Origin of the sequence: Micromonospora andamanensis (genome assembly GCF_016863495.1) — a bacterium.
Lineage (GTDB): Bacteria > Actinomycetota > Actinomycetes > Mycobacteriales > Micromonosporaceae > Micromonospora > Micromonospora andamanensis.
On the sequence record NZ_BOOZ01000046.1, the window covers coordinates 11,974 to 28,732 of the forward strand.

8 protein-coding genes and 2 CRISPR repeat arrays are annotated in these 16,759 nt (G+C 71.1%); of the genes, 5 read left to right on the forward strand and 3 right to left on the reverse strand.

Features of this window, described 5'->3' with window-relative positions; all coding sequences use genetic code 11:
- Positions 1-1,124: 1,124 nt before the first annotated feature.
- A CRISPR array of direct repeats spans positions 1,125-1,580; the repeat unit is 29 nt; unit sequence GGGATCACCCCCGCATGCGCGGGGAGCAG.
- A gap of 223 nt (positions 1,581-1,803) precedes the next feature.
- Positions 1,804-2,100, forward strand: a complete 297-nt coding sequence (locus Van01_RS26950) for an NIPSNAP family protein (protein WP_204013294.1) — start codon at positions 1,804-1,806, stop codon at positions 2,098-2,100.
- Here Van01_RS26950 and Van01_RS26955 read toward each other — a convergent pair.
- Positions 2,097-5,627, reverse strand: coding sequence for an nSTAND1 domain-containing NTPase (locus Van01_RS26955; protein WP_204013296.1), 3,531 nt, complete (start codon positions 5,625-5,627; stop codon positions 2,097-2,099). The genes Van01_RS26950 and Van01_RS26955 overlap by 4 nt on opposite strands.
- A 459-nt stretch (positions 5,628-6,086) precedes the next feature.
- Positions 6,087-6,849: a CRISPR direct-repeat array (repeat unit 29 nt; unit sequence GGGATCACCCCCGCGTGCGCGGGGAGCAG).
- Between the two features lie 224 nt (positions 6,850-7,073).
- Positions 7,074-9,170: an HsdM family class I SAM-dependent methyltransferase gene (locus Van01_RS33565; RefSeq protein WP_204013298.1), complete on the reverse strand. Its 2,097-nt coding sequence runs from the start codon at positions 9,168-9,170 to the stop codon at positions 7,074-7,076.
- Between the two features lie 93 nt (positions 9,171-9,263).
- Here Van01_RS33565 and Van01_RS26965 point away from each other — a divergent pair, with 93 nt between their 5' ends.
- Together Van01_RS26965 and Van01_RS26970 are read left to right on the forward strand one after the other, a co-directional pair.
- Complete coding sequence (locus Van01_RS26965; RefSeq protein ID WP_204013299.1) at positions 9,264-9,434, forward strand: hypothetical protein; 171 nt, start codon at positions 9,264-9,266, stop codon at positions 9,432-9,434.
- 171 nt (positions 9,435-9,605) lie between these two features.
- Complete coding sequence (locus Van01_RS26970; RefSeq protein ID WP_204013301.1) at positions 9,606-10,190, forward strand: hypothetical protein; 585 nt, start codon at positions 9,606-9,608, stop codon at positions 10,188-10,190.
- Here the strand turns inward: Van01_RS26970 and Van01_RS26975 are convergent.
- Positions 10,126-11,421, reverse strand: a complete 1,296-nt coding sequence (locus Van01_RS26975) for a protein kinase domain-containing protein (RefSeq protein ID WP_239099331.1) — start codon at positions 11,419-11,421, stop codon at positions 10,126-10,128. The two genes, Van01_RS26970 and Van01_RS26975, sit on opposite strands and share 65 nt — an antisense overlap.
- A gap of 256 nt (positions 11,422-11,677) precedes the next feature.
- On the opposite strand from Van01_RS26975, the gene Van01_RS26980 reads away from it, so the two are divergent.
- Complete coding sequence (locus Van01_RS26980) at positions 11,678-13,777, forward strand: UvrD-helicase domain-containing protein (protein WP_204013303.1); 2,100 nt, start codon at positions 11,678-11,680, stop codon at positions 13,775-13,777.
- Positions 13,774-16,617, forward strand: coding sequence for a CRISPR-associated endonuclease Cas3'' (locus Van01_RS26985; protein ID WP_204013306.1), 2,844 nt, complete (start codon positions 13,774-13,776; stop codon positions 16,615-16,617). Before Van01_RS26980 ends, Van01_RS26985 begins: the two co-directional genes overlap by 4 nt.
- The last annotated feature ends 142 nt before the right edge of the window (positions 16,618-16,759 follow it).

Consider the following 16,759-nt stretch of genomic DNA (forward strand, 5'->3'; position numbering starts at 1 on the left):
GCCTCGACCGTGGCGTTCTTCCGGTGCCGGAATCACCCTCGCGTGCGCGGTGAGCAGTCCAGAATGCTGGTTGAACGTAGACATGGCGCGATCACCCCCGCATGCGCGGGGAACACCTGACCGACGCGACACCGTTCGTGCTGCCGAAGGGATCACCCCCGCATCCGCGGGGAGCAGGCCTCGGCCGGGACGGCGAGCATTTGCACCATCGGATCACCCCCGCATGCGCGGAGAGCAGGCCACGATGGCCGGGCCGGATGACCGCTTCCCGGGATCACCCCCGCATGCGCAGGGAGCAGGGTGAGCCGCGTCCTGACAGTCGGTATCGCGGGGGATCACCCCCGCATGCGCGGGGAGCAGACGGCGGCCCAGGCCCAGACACACCTGGGCACCGGATCGCCCCCCGCATGCGCGGGGAGCAGTGGGTGACGCTGGCGGTCGAGCTGAGGCCGTGGGGATCACCCCCGCATGCGCGGGGAGCAGACGTCGTCGGCGTACGGCTTGCCGGTGGCCCGGGGATCACCCCCGCATGCGCGGGGAGCAGTTGAGCGCGGGCGGGTCCACCGCGGTGACCCGGGGATCACCCCCGCATGCGCGGGGAGCAGTAGATGGCCCCGGTGGTCGAGTTGACGAGAAAGGGATCACCCCCGCATGCGCGGGGAGCAGACGACAACGGCCGGGACCGTGATCGTCGTGCCGGGATCACCCCCGCATGCGCGGGGAGCAGGGTCGGTGGGTGCCCCGAACACGCCATCGGTGGGGATCACCCCCGCATGCGCGGGGAGCAGACCCTGCCCGCGACGATCCGCGCCGCCTGCGCGGGATCACCCCCGCATGCGCGGGGAGCAGACCCGGGGGGACGTCAGCCCCAAACCAAGATTGGGATCACCCCCGCATGCGCGGGGAGCAGACACCAACAGTACAAGCGGCGGTCTGTTCGGCGGGATCACCCCCGCATGCGCGGGGAGCAGTCAGTGACTCTGGGAGGGTCACTGCCCGGTCAGGGATCACCCCCGCATGCGCGGGGAGCAGGCGATGTACTCAAGCGCCGACGAGCGGAGATCGGGATCACCCCCCATGCGCGGGGAGCAGTACCGCGTGTCCTCATTCATTCGCTTGCCCGCGGGATCACCCCCGCATGCGCGGGGAGCAGGAACGGCGGCCAGCTGCCGGCCGAGGCTGCTCAGGATCACCCCCGCATGCGCGGGGAGCAGATCTCGGCGAGCAGCCCGACATGCACGATCCGGGGATCACCCCTGCATGCGCGGGGAGCAGACCGGACCCGGGGCTAGCTTTACATGGGACCAGGGATCACCCCCGCATGCGCGGGGAGCAGGTGGAACATGGCCGCCTCAGGTTCAAGCCTGAGGGATCACCCCCGCATGCGCGGGGAGCAGAATTCGGGGTCGACACCGGGGGCCATGTACTTGGGATCACCCCCGCATGCGCGGGGAGCAGAATCCGCCGCCGAGGATGAGGTTGGGCGGGTCGGGATCACCCCCGCATGCGCGGGGAGCAGAGGGCCTGCGAGGTATCGCTGCGCTCCATGGAGGGATCACCCCCGCATGCGCGGGGAGCAGGCTTGCTGACCTGGGGCGCTAGAGATCAATTACGCCGTTTTCCTTCACTTTGCTTCCCAAGATCGTCTAGGTCCACTTCGTGGAGGTGTTGCTGTGTGGCGGGAGTTGGGGTTCAGCGTAGCGGGTGTCATCGTGAGGATTACCGCTGAACGAGTCGAGGAGGTCGGCCGTCGCAGGCGGTGTCGAGCGTCAGGAAGATGCTGCCGGACACGATGGAGTCGCCGTGAGGACTGTGCAGATCCGCACCTACAGCGTGCGGCAGGGGCGGTTGGACGAGTGGGTGCGGGCGTGGCAGACCTTGGTCGTGCCGTTGCGGCGTGAGTTCGGTTTCGAGGTGCACGGGTCGTGGGTGGACCGCGAGCGCGATGCCCACATCTGGGTCATCTCCTACGACGGCGACCAGTCATTCGAGGACGCGAACGCCGCCTACTGGGCGTCGCCGCAACGCGAGCAACTCGGTGTGGATCCGGCGGAGTTCCTCGTCGACGAGGAGGTCCGCACGGTGGAGCAAGTGCTCTAGCCAGTTTCGGTCACGGGCAGCAGGTGGGCGCGGCGTTCGTCCGTGGTGAGGGACCGGAACACCCGAGCCCGCGCGGCGTCGGTCAGCGTCGGCAGGTCGACGTCGACGACCCAGATGCGGGCGGTGGCGTCAACCGAGCCGGTGACCACGTGCGACCCGTCCGCGAGCCAGGCCAGGCAAGTGACCGGGTCGCGGTGGACGCCGATCAACTGGCCGTCGTCGGTTTGGGTGTCCCACCGACGTACGGTGCGGTCGTCACCGCCGGAGGCGAGATAGCGGCCGTCGGGGGAGTAGGCGACGGCGCGTACCCGTCGATCGTGGCCGGTGAGGACGCGGGCCGGCGCGTCCGGCTCGGTGGGTGACCAGATGCGGATGGTCCAGTCGGCGGAGCAGCTGGCGAGGTGGCGTTCGTCGGTTGCCCATGCGACGCCGTCGACGTAGTTCTGGTGGCCGGCGAGCAGTCGGCCGGCGGCGGGGTTTTCCATGTCCCAGATGCGGATGGTGCGGTCGTCGGAGCCGGAGGCGAGGTAGCGCCCGCTGGGTGACCAGGCGAGTGCGCCGATCCAGTCGGTGTGGCCGCGCAGGAAGCCGACGACCGCGCCGGCGTGTACGTCGATGAGGTGGATGGTGTTGTCCTTCGCCCCTGCGGCGAGCCGCGATCCGTCGGGCGAGAAGGCCAGGGACTCGATCTCGACGCCGTCGGTGCGTAAGACGGTCTCGCCGCAGCTGTCGAGCAGGCGCAGCGAGCCGTCCTGCGCCGCCACGGCTAGCCGGTCTCTGTGGCTGGCCACCGCGGTTACCCCTGCTGCAACCGGGTGGATGGTGCCCTGCCGGCGTCCGTTGCGGTGCCAGCGGCGGATCGTGCCGTCCGCCGACCCGGTGACGATGAGGCCCTGGTCGTCGATGGCCATCCCGGTGAGGGCGGCGCGGTGCCCGGAGAGGAGGACCTGTTCGGCGCCGCGTGGGCGCAGTGCCCAGATGCGGGCGGTGGCGTCGGCCGAGCCGCTGAGCACTCGGGCACCGTCGGGGCTGACCGCGACGCACCAGGCCGTGTGCTCGTGACCGCGCAGCTCGGCGACTTCGCGCAGCCGGTCGGTGTCCCAGACGCGGATGGTGCCGTCGCCGGTGGCGAAGGCGACCTGCTGGCTGTCTGGTGTCCAGGCCACCGACCAGACGGTGTCGCGTTGTCCACCGATGACGCTGTGCTGCGTGCCCGTGGCCGCGTCCCAGATCCGTACCGTGTGGTCGGCGGATCCGCTGGCGAGCCACCGCCCGTCCGGGGAGTAGGCGACGCCCTCGACGAGTTCGAGGTGGCCGCGCAGCGTCGCCGCCGGGCCGCCGGTGGCGGCGTCCCAGACGATGAGCGTACGGTCGTGCGAGGCGGTGACCAGGCGTGCCGAGTCGGGTGCCCAGTGGACGCCCCACACGTCGCCGGTGTGTCCGGTCAGCGTGTCGTGGGTGGTCCAGGTGGCGGTGTCCCACAGGTGGACGAGACCTTCGCGGCTGGTGGCGGCCAGTCGGGTGCCGTCAGGAGAGAACGCGACCCCGCGTACGCAGTCGCCGCACGACAGGACCGTGACCAGGGTACCGCTGGCCACCTCCCAGATCCGTACCGTGGCGTCACGCGACGCGGTGGCGACGTGGGCGGAGTCGGGACAGAAGGCCACGGCCTCGACCATGTCGGTGTGGCCGCGCAGCACGGCGGCGACGGTGCCGGTAGTGGCGTCCCACAGCCGTGCCGTGCCGTCGCGGGACGCGGTGGCGACCAGGCTGGCGTCGGGTGACCAGGCCACGCCCCGGACCGCATCGGTGTGTCCGGGCAGCACCGCCTCGACGTGGCTGAACGCCAACGCGGACATCAGCGCCTGCGCGGCGGCGGGAGTGGTGGGACACTCCGTCAACGCGGCCGTGGTCAACAGGACGGCCAGTTCCGGGTACCGGTCGACGTTGGCCAGCGCGTAGCGGCCGATGGACTCCGACACGCGGCGTAGGAAAGCGGTGTCGCGGCGACGCGACGCGTCGACCAAGGCGTACGCGGTCGGGCTGTCCTGCCCGGCCGAGCGCATCGCCTCCAGCCACTGCCCGGCCAGCGTCAGCCGATCGCCGGTCAGCAGGTAGTCGGGGCTGCGGCCGGAGCGCTGCCAGTCCGCTGCCCACCGCTCCAACTCGGTACGCCGTTTCAGTTGCTCGGCCCGCGTCTCGACCTCCTGACGCAGCGGCGCCCACTGCCGGAACAGCGCCTCGTGCGCCACCTGCACGTAGGGGTCGCCGTCAGCGGCTGAGGTCAGCAGCCGAGCGTCGGTGAAGACGTCCACGATCCGCCGCTGCTGAGCCGACAGCTCGGCCAGCGGCACTCGACGTCGGGTCGGTTCGCCACCGTCCATCGACACCAGACGCAGCAGGGTGGTCAGGATCGGCTCGACGTCGTATCTGGTACGCAGCTCGGCCAGGACGGTGTCCGCCTGCCGCGCCAGCGCCCCGGCCACCCCGCCCGACTCCTGGTACCGCTGCCTCGTGACCACGTTGCCGGCGCCAACGGCCAGGTACAGCTCCTGCAACAGGTACGCCAGCAGAGGCAACGCGTCCGGCGTGCCGGTCTCCTCGACGATCCGGTCGACCAGCCCCGGCTCGAAACTCATCCCCGCCAGCCGGGCCGGCTTCTCGACAACGCTCACCAACTCGCCGCGACGCATGGTGCCCACCGCCACAGGCGCGGCGAACAGTCGCGCGTGCTCACCGGCGAGCAGCTCGGCCAGGAACTCGATGCGCAGCGTCGCCACCACCCACAGCCGGCGGTCCGCGTCGAGCGCCGTGGCAACCTGGTCGAGGAACAGGGTCCGCTCCGCCGGGCCGGACAGGGTGACCAGCTCCTCCAACTGGTCGAGGATCAGCAGCACCCGACCGTGCCGGTTGCCGACCTTCGCCCGCCACGCCCGTACCGCCTTGGCGAACGCGTCCGCCTCCGACCACATCTCGCGCAGCGCGACCGGACGCTGCCCACCGGACAACGTCGCTGCCAGCCCCGCGAGCCGGGCAACAGGCTCGCCCGCCGGGGCCAGCGAACCGAGCAGCTGCCACCGCTGCCCCCGCAGCCGAGGCACCACACCGGCGTGTACCAGCGACGACTTCCCGCTCCCGGAAGCCCCGGTGACACAGACGAAACGCGCCTCAATGTCGGCGGTGAGCAGGTGCATGCGGCGGACCAGATCCGTAGCCAGCTCGTCGCGGCCGAAGAACACCGCCGCATCCTGCTCGGTGAACGCCGACAGCCCCGGATAGGGCGAACGGCCACCGTCCCAGGTCGACTTCGGTGTACGAGGGTTCTCCCACCACAGAATCAGCGCATTACCGCCGACCAGCACGAGCAGCAGCACGATCAGCGCCGGCCCGGCGATCACCTCCACCCAGGCGAACAACCCGGAACCGGCAGCCGCGTCCGTGGCCAGGCTCGTCGTCACCTCAAGCAGCACCGCGAGCAGAAGCACCGACAATTGCAGCGTCAGTGACGAACGCCGACCGTGCCGCAATCTTCCTCCCCCATGGACGGACGAACGTGTCGCACCAGCGTTCACGGTAGTCGACCGAGCGCCGACCGTGACAGGCCAGCGGCTCGGCACTCGACGCCGGATCCGGTAGGCGCAGGGAGCAGTTACCGGCCGAGTCATGTGTCTTCACCTTCTCCGGATCACCCGGGTGCGCGGGGAGCAGGCACGGGCTCGGATCGTGACGTGCAGCGCCGAGGGATCCCCCCGCGTGCGCGGGGAGCAGGCTGCAGACCGCCGCCGGGGGTGCGGTCGACCTGGGATCACCCTCGCGTGCGCGGGGAGCAGTGCCACGCCCACTGCACCGCCGTGGCGACAGCGGGATCACCCCCGCGTGCGCGGGGAGCAGAGGAGGGTCGGCTGGCCGTCCCGCACGCGGTCCGGATCACCCCCGCGCGTGCGCGGGGAGCAGATTCCCGCGTACGGCTTCCTGCGCGGCGTGTGGGGATCACCCCCGCGTGCGCGGGGAACAGGGGATGAGATGACCGGATTCCGCGCGGCGGAGGCTGGATCACCCCCGCGTGCGCGGGGAGCAGCAGAGGATCCTGGCCATCACGCTTTCCGTACGGGGATCACCCCCGCGTGCGCGGGGAGCAGCTGAAGGCAGCCATGGAAACCCAGGGCCGGGAGGGATCACCCCCGCGTGCGCGGGGAGCAGCGTGGGCCGATCCTGCGCGAGTTCATCGGCACGGGATCACCCCCGCGTGCGCGGGGAGCAGAACCTGGGCGGCTCCACCTATATCAAGGAGCAGGGATCACCCCCGCGTGCGCGGGGAGCAGGTCGTTGAAGCGGCGGAGCATGGCGCGTAGGAGGGATCACCCCCGCGTGCGCGGGGAGCAGTTGCGTCCGATGTCGCCGAAGCGTGCCGCCGAGGGATCACCCCCGCGTGCGCGGGGAGCAGACCTTCGCCCTCGGAAAGGGGTGACCTGTCATGGGATCACCCCCGCGTGCGCGGGGAGCAGCGGTCAATCGTCAGGGACCGGCCGCCTTCCTCGGGATCACCCCCGCGTGCGCGGGGAGCAGGCCGCAGGTAAAGCCGTCACCGCGCTGATCGCGGGATCACCCCCGCGTGCGCGGGGAGCAGGAGCCGGATGAGTCCTGCGACTGGCCGGGCACGGGATCACCCCCGCGTGCGCGGGGAGCAGCAATGACGGTGGAGGTGCGTGTGTCGCGTCCGGGGATCACCCCCGCGTGCGCGGGGAGCAGACTTCTTGACCTGCGGCGCTATAGATCAACTACTCCGATTTCATTCACTTTGCTTCGCAAGATCGCCTCTTTGCGGACTGTGTTGCAAGGGCGATGCCTCAGTGCTGAGGTGCGGTGAGAGCAGCGTACCGGGCGCGGCCGGTTCAGACGGCTGCTCAGGGATGACCAGTCTTGGTCGTTGCTCCTGGTTTCCTGACCGCCCAGCTCCATCGTGGTCAGTCGAATCAGGATGTGAGGCCGAGGGTGCCGGATGTCAGGGCGTCGCTGATCTCGCGGGTGAGTGTGGTTCCGGTCGCTGATGCTCGCTCCAGGGTGGCGCGGAATTCGACGAGTTGGCGGAAGGCTTGGCCGTATGCGTGCTGTTGTTCGAGTGCTACGACCGGGATGGACAGTCGTCGGACGTCGATGCGCATGGCCCCGTTGCCGGTGCTGGCGGCGCGGCCGGCGATGCGGAGGTTGTCGGTGCGGGAGATGGTGCCGGCGATGAACCACGGGTCGAAGCGGGTGGTGTCGACGCGGATCAGTTGGGCGCCGGGGCCGAGTTCGGCGCCGACCTGTTCTGGGGTGGCCACCCGGGCGTTGATTCTGCGGCCGATGATGGGGACGAGGATGTCGCCGGGGTGTACCTCCGGTCCGGGTTCGTCGTCGGCGGTGCGGGTTGTGGTGCCGGTGGCGGGGCTGCCGGAGAGGATGTCGGTGGCGGTCAGGACGACGGCGGTGGCGGTGGTAGCGCCTGTCGATCGGCTGCGTGCGGTGGCGCGGTGTACGGAGATGCTGCCGGAGCGGATGAGGTCGGCGACGTCGGCCTGGGGGGCGTCGCGCAGGGGTGTGTCCGGTGTCTGTCGTACTGCCGGCAGGCCGCGTCGTAGCTGGTCGAGGAGGTGGTCGAATTCGCTGAGCCGGGCGACGACCTGCGCCGGGTCGGCGGCGAGGTCGCCGGTGTGTGGGAGGTGGCGTTGCGGGGTGAGGTCGACCTGGTCGTCGAGGACGTCGATGGCGGGCACGGTGCGGTGGACGCCGGGCAGTTCGGCGTACGCGGGTGAACGGTAGGCGCTCCAGGCGGTGGCCACGGTGTCGGTCAGCGGCTGGTCGGGTGCGGCGGTGGTGTCGACCACGAGCAGGTCGCCGGCCGGTGGCTGGTGTGGGTCGGGTTGGGTGAGCACCCAGACGTGCAGTCCGATGCCGGTGGGCGGCATGAGTCCGGCGGGTAGGGCGACGACGGCGCGTAGCGCGCCACGGCGGATCAGTTCGGCGCGGACGCGGCGGCCGGCGGGGCGCGATGCGGCGGCCGGGGGCATGAGGACGACGGCGGTGCCGCCGGGTGCCAGGTGGGCGAGGGCGTGCTGCACCCAGGCGAGTTCGGGTTCGGTACGTGGGGGCAGGCCGTAGGACCAGCGGGGGTCGTAGGCGAGCCGGTCGTGGCCCCATTCGTGGACGCCGAAGGGGAAGTTCGCCACGACGACGTCGGCCCGCAGGTCGGGCAGTGCGTCGGCGAGCAGGCTGTCGCCGACGTGCACGACGGGTGGCGCGGCGTCGGGCACGCTACGTCGGACGCGCAGGTGCAGCAGCCACAGCCGCAGCATGGTGATCAGGGCGTACTGCGGGTTGATCTCCTGGGCGTAGCACCGGATTGCCGTATCTCGTGTCAGGGCCTGGTCGGCGGCCATCCGCAGGATCGACCCGGTGCCGCTGGTGAAGTCGAAGGTGACGTCTCCCGGCCCGGCGAGGGCCACCATCACCTCGGCGACGGTGTCCGGTGTCCCGGCCAGGCCGGACATGGAGTGGGCCGAGGAGACGTAGCGGTGGTGCAGGTACTCGAAGGCCGACTCAGGGTCCTGTTCGGCACCGAGTTGGTCGACGGTGCCCAGCAGGGTGCTGAGCTGCATGCTCCACTGTTTCGGCAGCAGCGGGTCGACCATTGTGGCCAGATCGGGGTCGAGGGCGCGCAGCCGGGTGATGAGCTGCCGGGGTGTGGGCAGGCCGGCGTCGGGGGCGGGGGCCTGGTCGGCGCGGACGAGCAGGAGCGCGCCGGCGATGCCGAGCGCGTCGCTGATCTGGGCCGCGGGCTGGTAGCTCTCGATGTGCCGCCAGGCCCACTCGTCGGTGCCGGCCTGGTGCAGCCGGCCGTGTCGGCGTAGCCAGTGCTCCACCTCGCCGGCGTCGAAGGACGGGCTCGCCGGTGTGCCGCCGACGGGTGTCGGGAAGTCGGCGTAGCGCCGTCGCCAGTTGCTCACCGCGGCTCGGCCGACGTTGGCCAGTCGGGCGATGCCGCTGGCGGTCAGGGTGGTCTCGCTCGGGGCCAGCGTCGGCTCTGTTGTCACGCGTGAACGTTAGCATAGTGATCGGGATTGTGTACCCGGTTCACAGCCGCTACAGTTCCGGTCGATCAGTTCACAACCTCGGGGAGGTTTCCCATGCCACGTCGTGGGCGCAGCACCACCGTTGGAAAGATCGCCCAGCTCTGCCAGGCCCGTCGCGCCTCCGAGATCCGGATTCTCGGCGAGCTGCTCCGTCGCGAGCAGCGCACCGAGACGCGCGATGGCGCCTACCCGCAGCCGGCGCGGGACAGCGCGACGCCGCGCTGACCCGCGCTTATCCGCACCTGCCGAATCCCGTCGACCTGAGGAGGACCATGAACACCCTTGCGCGAACCGACGCTGTCACCTGTTGCGTCCCCGTGCTTCCCGCCGGTCGCGTACGTCTGTCGCGGCGCGCGGCGCTACGCTCCCGGCACGCCGTCCCAGGCGTACGCGCGAGTGCGCCTTGACCCCGTCGTCGGCGCGGCCATCGCCGACGCGTACGTGGCGGCCCCGCAGGGTGACGAGCGGGCCTACGCCGCCTACGCGGCCTTCTGTCGGGAGACCGTCCAGCAGTACCACCTTCTGGTGGGGCGGGCGGAGTTCGGTGGCCTGGGTGTGACGGTGCGCATCGTCGACGAGGACCCGTATCCCGACGTCGAGTCGATGATCGACGACGTGTGGCAGCGCCGGTTGAAGGTGTTCGCCAGTGCGGCCAGCGGCAACCCCCACCCGTACCTCAGTGACGGGGAGAACGACATGTTCCGCGCGGTCCATGACGTGTTCGGGCACGCGGGGAGCGGCCGGGGATTCGACAGGCACGGCGAGGAGGCGGCCTGGTTGACGCACAGCACGATGTACTCGCCGCTGGCGGCGCGGGCGATGACGACCGAGACGCGCGGGCAGAACTGCGCCCAGATCTTCCGTTACGGGGGTCGCCGGTTCGCCGAGCAGAAGGCAGCGCTGCTGCCCCGGCTGTTCAGCGATCCGCGTCTGGTGCGTACTGCTGCGGCAGCGGAAGCGAGCCGGCTCGTTCCGCGCTGAGCCGGGCGATTTCCTCGCGTAGCTCCCGCACGGCCGGGTGCTCCGGCCCGTCCACCCGCTCCCGGCCCTCCAGCAGGGTCGTGAGCTGTCGTACCGCCCGGTCGTGCTCGCCGAGCGCCAGATGGGTACGCGCGGCACGCAGACGAAGATCGAACACCTGGGGATCGTCGTCGCCGTGCTGGCGGGCCCGGTGCTCGGCGAGCCGCCGCCACTGCCGGGCGGCGGCGCGGAACTCGCCCGCGGCCTGCATCTGCTCGGCCTGCCGGACAGCCTGCTCCAGCTCCACATCGGACGGCTCGCGGACCGGTGCGACGGTGGCCCCGTGGTGCGGCGGGGTGCGCCCGACGATCGCGGCGTACGCCTGAACGGCGGTGACGGACTCGTCCAGCACACCCGGAATCGGCGGCAGGTTCGCAGCCAGCGGGGCCAGCACGCGGTAGACGTCGGCGGCGCTGTCTGGCCGGTCGTCGGGGGTGGGCGCCAGCAGCGCGTGCACCAGGTCGTCGAGCGCCGCAGGGGTTTCGGGTCGCAGCGTGGCGGGTCGGGGCGGGGTGGCGGCCACCTGCTGCCGCACGGTGGTCATGGTGGTCAGGTCGTCGAAGGGTGGGCTGCCGGTGAGCAGGTCGAACAGGGTAGCTCCCAGGCCGTACAGGTCGGCGCGGTGGTCGGTCGGCTGGCCGAGGATCTGCTCCGGTGCCATGTAGCCGATCGTGCCGAGCGCCTGCCCGCTCTGGGTGATGCGGGAGTAGCGGTCGTCGTCGGGGATCGCGGCCAGGCCGAAGTCGAGCACCTTCACCGCGCCGCTCGGCTCCAGCATGGCGTTGCTGGGCTTGATGTCGCGGTGCACGAGTCCGAGTTGTTGGGCGGCGAGCAGGACGCTGCTGATCTGGGCGCCGATGGCGGCCACCCAGCCGATCGGGAGTGGACCGTGTTCGGCGACCAGGTCCGACAGGGCGACACCGTTGATCTTTTGAAGGACCGAGTAGGGGTGGCCGGCGTGTTCGCCGAGGTCGTAGACGGCGGGTACGCCGGGGTGGTCGAGGCGGGCGGTGAGCAGTGCCTCGCGGCGGAAGCGGCGGACCAGATCCAGGTCCGTGGCAGCGACGAACTTGACGATCACCGGCCGGTCGAGCAGTGCGTCGTGGGCCGGCCAGACCTCGCTCATTCCCTTATGGGCCAACGGGTATCGGGCCAGCCGATAGCGGTCCTTGAGGCTCGTGCTAGGCACCACGGGGCTCAGCATAACGACCGAAGCGGTCACCGTCGGACACATCCGTTCGGCACGCCGCATCCACTCTGGTGAACATTGCCCACAGAAGGACCCTTGCAAGCATAGTTCACAAGGTGCATCATGGGCTCGATGCGTGGCGGTGAGCTCGGTGCCGCCGTCCATGCTGCGTGAACCAGGCCGCCGGTCGTGTCCGGCGCGCGACAGTTCGTCCATTCCGCTCCTGGCCGCGCCCAGGGTGCCCGTCATCGGGGGATGTATGGCTGAGTTGGCCATCGGCCGGGGCTTCCTGCCCGCCTACGCCCGGCTGCAACGGCGGGTGCAGCGCGCCGTCGACGCCGCCATCGGCAAGTTCGCCGAGCACACCCACGCGGGCCTGCACCTGGAGAAGCTGACCGGTGCGCGCGACCCGAACATCCGCACCATCCGGATCGACCAGTTCTACCGGGGGGTGGTGCTCGCGCTCGGTGAGGACAGGTACGCGCTGCTCGACGTCCTGCCCCACGACGACGCCATCGCCTTCGCGGTGAGCCGCCGATTCACCGTCAACCAGACCCTCGGGGTGCTGGAGATGCGGGACCAGGTCGGCATCGAGGAGTTCACCCGCGCCGAACCGGCACCGGCGAGTGCCGGACTGTTCACCCACGTCTCGATCGCGGACCTCACCCGGCTCGGTGTGGACGAGGACCTGCTGCCGCTGCTGCGCGTCATCACCACCGACAAGCAACTCGAAAGCCTGGCCGGACGCCTGCCGGAAAGCCAACTCGACGTGCTGCTGGGCCTGGCCAGCGGTCTGTCCGTCGAGGAGGTCTGGGCGGAGCTGGCCGACCGGACGGTGTCCGGGGTGGACACCGACGACCTGCTGACCGCGGCGCGACGCACCCCCGAGCGGATCGCCTTCGTCTCAGGTCCGGTGGAACTCGCGGCCATCCTCGCCCACCCGTTCGACGTGTGGCGCACCTTCCTGCACCCGACCCAGCGGGACGTGGCATACCGCGACACCTACAGCGGACCGGCGCTGGTCACCGGCAGCGCCGGCACCGGAAAGACCGTGACCGGCCTGCACCGGGCGGTGTTCCTCGCCCGGCGACTACCGGACGGTGAGAAGGTCCTGCTCACCACGTTCACCCGCGCCCTCGCCGAGGCCCTCGCCCGACAGCTCTACCGGCTCACCGACGACCCGGCGGTACGCGCCCGCATCGACGTGATCAGCGTCGACAAGCTCGCCTACGAGATCGTCACCCGAGGCAGCGGCCGGGTCACCGTCGCCGACGCCGAGATCGTCGACCAGCTGTGGGAGGCCGCGGCGAAGGCCGGCCCGACCTACCTCAACCGTGCCGGCCAAGTCACTACGTTCAGCCCTGCCTTCCTGCGCCACGAGTGGGAGCAGGTGGTGCTGGCCCAGCAGGTGACCACCCGGGAGGCGTACCGCGAGGCGACCCGCCGGGGACGCGGCGCCGGCCTACGCGCCGCGCAGCGCGACCAGGTGTGGACCGTCATCGAGACGGTCACCGGCGAGCTGGCCAAACGACGCCTGCGCACCCACACCCAACTCGCCGACGATGCCGCCGCCATCGCCCGCCACGCACCGGCACCGTATCGGCACGTCGTCGTCGACGAAGGGCAGGATCTGCACCCGGCACAGTGGCGGCTGCTGCGGGCGCTGGTGGCACCCGGCCCCAACGACATGTTCCTGCTCGCCGACCCGTACCAGCGCATCTACGACAGCCACGTGTCCCTGGCCCACCTCGGCATCGAGGTCCGGGGCCGCACCCGCCGGCTCAGCGTCAACTACCGGACCACCCACGAGATCCTCGACCTGTCGGTCAAGGTCCTCGGCGGTGACCCCACCATCGGGCTCGACGGGCAGGACGACACCCTGCGGGGCTACCGCTCGGTCACCCGTGGCGGGACACCCCAACTCGCCGCGCACGTCAGCCGCGACGGCGAGTGCGAGGCGCTCATCGAGCGGGTCGGCACCTGGCTCGACCAGGGCGTCGAACCGCACGCGGTCGGGGTGGCCGTGCGCACCGGGCAACTGGTCAAGACCGTCGGCCGGATCCTGAGCGACGCCCACATCCCCGTCGCCGACGACAAACGCGGCACCGACGGGGTGCGGGTGGCCACCATGCACCGGATGAAGGGGTTGGAGTTCCAGTGCCTCGCGGTCGTCGGGCTCGACGCGGGCGTGCTGCCGGCACCACACGCGCTCACCTCCGCCGCTGAGGATCCCCACGCCCACCGGCAGGACCTCCAGCGGGAACGCTGCCTGCTGTTCGTCGCGCTGACCCGCGCCCGGGACGTGCTCTACCTGTCCCACAGCGGCACGCCGAGCCCGCTGCTGCCGGTGGCCCGATGAACGCCCGGGTCAGCACCGACGCCCCACCGCTGGGCGCGGCGGCACGCACGGTCTGGGGCAAGACCGACCGCCGGGGCACCTCCCCGGTGGGATGGCTGCCGCTGTGGCGACACCTGGCCGACACCGCCGACGTGGCCGGACACCTGTGGGATCACTGGCTGGGCCGCGCCGCCCGGCACCGCATCGCCGACGAGCTGCCCGCCGGTGAAGCGGACGCCCGCACCCTGATCGTCTGGCTCGCCGGCATCCACGACATCGGCAAGGCCACCCCCGCCTTCGCCTACCAGGCGTACAACCTCGCGGAGCGGATGCGTGACCACGGACTCGGCTACCAGCGGGACCTGATCGCCGCCGACCGCAGGTACGCACCGCACGCCACCGCCGGGCACGTGCTGCTGGCCGACTGGCTGCACGAGCAGGACTGGGCCGACCCGCACCCGTACGCCGTGGTCGTCGGCGGGCACCACGGCGTACCGCCGACCGACATGGGCCTGCGCGACGTGCGGGTGCGCCCCCACCTGCTCGGCGGCGACGCGTGGCGGCCCGTCCAGCACGAACTGCTGACCTGGATGACGCACCGGTCCGGCGCCGGAGACCGGTTCACCGCCTGGCGCGATGTCGCCGTCTCCCAACCCGTGCAGGCCCTGCTCACCGGCCTGGTGATCATGGCCGACTGGATCGCCAGCAACGAGGAGTACTTCCCCTACCTGCTCACCGGCAGCGACACCGATCGGCTACGCACCGGGTGGGAGCTGGTGGACCTGCCCGTGCCATGGCGACCCGCCGCCGCACCGGCCAGCGTCGACGAGCTGTTCACGGCACGGTTCGCGCTGCCGGCGGGGGCGACACCACGCCCGGTGCAGCGCACCGCCGCCGACCTGGCCGAGACCATGCCCACACCGGGCATGATGATCGTCGAGGCGGCGATGGGGGAGGGCAAGACCGAAGCGGCCCTGGCGGCGGTGGAGATCCTGGCTCGCCGCACCGGCGCATCCGGCTGCTACCTGGCCCTGCCCACCCGGGCCACCAGCGACGCCATGTTCGGCCGGATGCTGTCCTGGCTGCGCCGGCTGCCCGACACCCAGGTGGGCCGGGGCGACCGTGACGTGCGGCTGGCCCACGGCAAGGCCGCGCTCAACCCCGACTACGACGACCTGCGGACGACGTCGCTGCCCAGCAGCATCGGCGAGGACGCCGGAGGCGCCGACATCGGTGTGCACCGCTGGCTGGCAGGAGCCAAGCGGACGATGCTGTCCAGCTTCGTCGTCGGCACCGTCGACCAGCTACTGTTCGCCGCGCTGCGCAGCAAACACCTCGTGCTGCGCCACCTCGGCCTCGCCGGCAAGGTCGTCGTCATCGACGAGGCACACGCCTACGACGTCTACATGGGCCGGTTCCTCGACCGGGCGCTGCAATGGCTCGGCGCGTACGGCGTACCGGTGGTCGTGCTCTCCGCGACGCTGCCGGCACACCGACGGGCCGAACTGATGAAGGCCTACGACGACGGCCGCCTCGGCACACCCCCGCCGCTGACCTGGCGCGACCGGGGCACACCACGCATCGACCCGTACGCCCCACTGCGCGGCGATCTGCGATACCCCCTGGTCACCGTCTCCACCGACAAGCGCGGCGCCACCGCCATCAGCTGCGGCGACTCCGGACGGGGCATCGACGTCACACTGCGGCGACTACCCGACGACCTGCCCGCACTGGTGGACTTGCTCCGCGACCGGCTCGCCGACGGCGGGTGCGCCCTCGTCGTCCGCAACACCGTGGCCCGGGTCCAGGAGACCGCCGCCGCACTACGGACGGCCCTGGGGCCGGACACCCCCGTGTCGGTGGCGCACTCCCGCTTCATGGCCGTCGACCGCGCCGCCAAGGACCGCTGGCTGCGCGACACCTTCGGTCCACCGGGCAGCAGCGGCGACCGCCCCCACCGGCATGTGGTGGTGGCCAGCCAGGTCGCCGAGCAGTCCCTCGACATCGACTTCGACCTGCTCGTCACCGACCTCGCCCCGGTCGACCTGGTGCTGCAACGCGTCGGCCGGCTGCACCGCCACCCGCGCGCCGACCGACCCGCCCGGCTCACCGAGGCGACCTGCTGGATCACCGGCGCTGACTGGAGCGTTGAACCACCCCAGCCGGTCAGTGGATCACGACGCGTCTACCAGCCGGCCACCCTGCTGCGCAGCGCCGCCGTTCTCCTGCCCTATCTGGACGGCGAACCGGTGCGGCTGCCGCGCGACATCGCACCGATCACCCAGACCGCCTACGGCGACACGCCGGTCGGCCCCGAGTCCTGGCAGCCCGCCATGGTCGACGCGGAGGCCCGGCAACGCGACGAGATCGCCACCAAGGAGTCGAAGGCCGACAGCTTCCGGCTGGCCGCCGTCGCCGAACCGGGCGTGCCCCTGATCGGCTGGCTCTCCGGCGGCGTCGGCGACGCCGACGAACGCGTGGCGCAGGGCCACGTCCGCGACACCGACGCCGAAACCCTCGAAGTCCTACTCCTGGTACGCACCCCGGAAGGTCTCGTACTCCCCCCATGGATCGACGGGGGCGGAGTACGGGTGCCTATTGCCTCCTCCCCGAGTTTCACCCTGGCTCGTTCCATAGCTCGGTGCACCCTGCCCTTGCCCCGTGCGATGACCTCCGCTGACGTCATCGATGGCGTGATCGCCGAGATCGAGGGTCGGGTCGACGTCAGAGCCTGGCAGGACAACCCGTGGCTCGCTGGCGAGCTCGTCCTCGACATCGACGGCGAGGGTCACGGGCGAATTGGCCCTTTCGATCTTTACTACGAGCCTCACGAGGGTCTCCGTGTCTTTCGGAACGAATAGGAAGCCCCGCATACGCGGGGAGCGATGCTGCGTCCCACTGATCCTGCGGATCACCCCTCCACCGGAGGGACTACAACGCCATCCCGGACGGCGGTGGCGAAAGGTTATAGCGACGTTCAGGCGGACCGCAAGTCTGTCCATA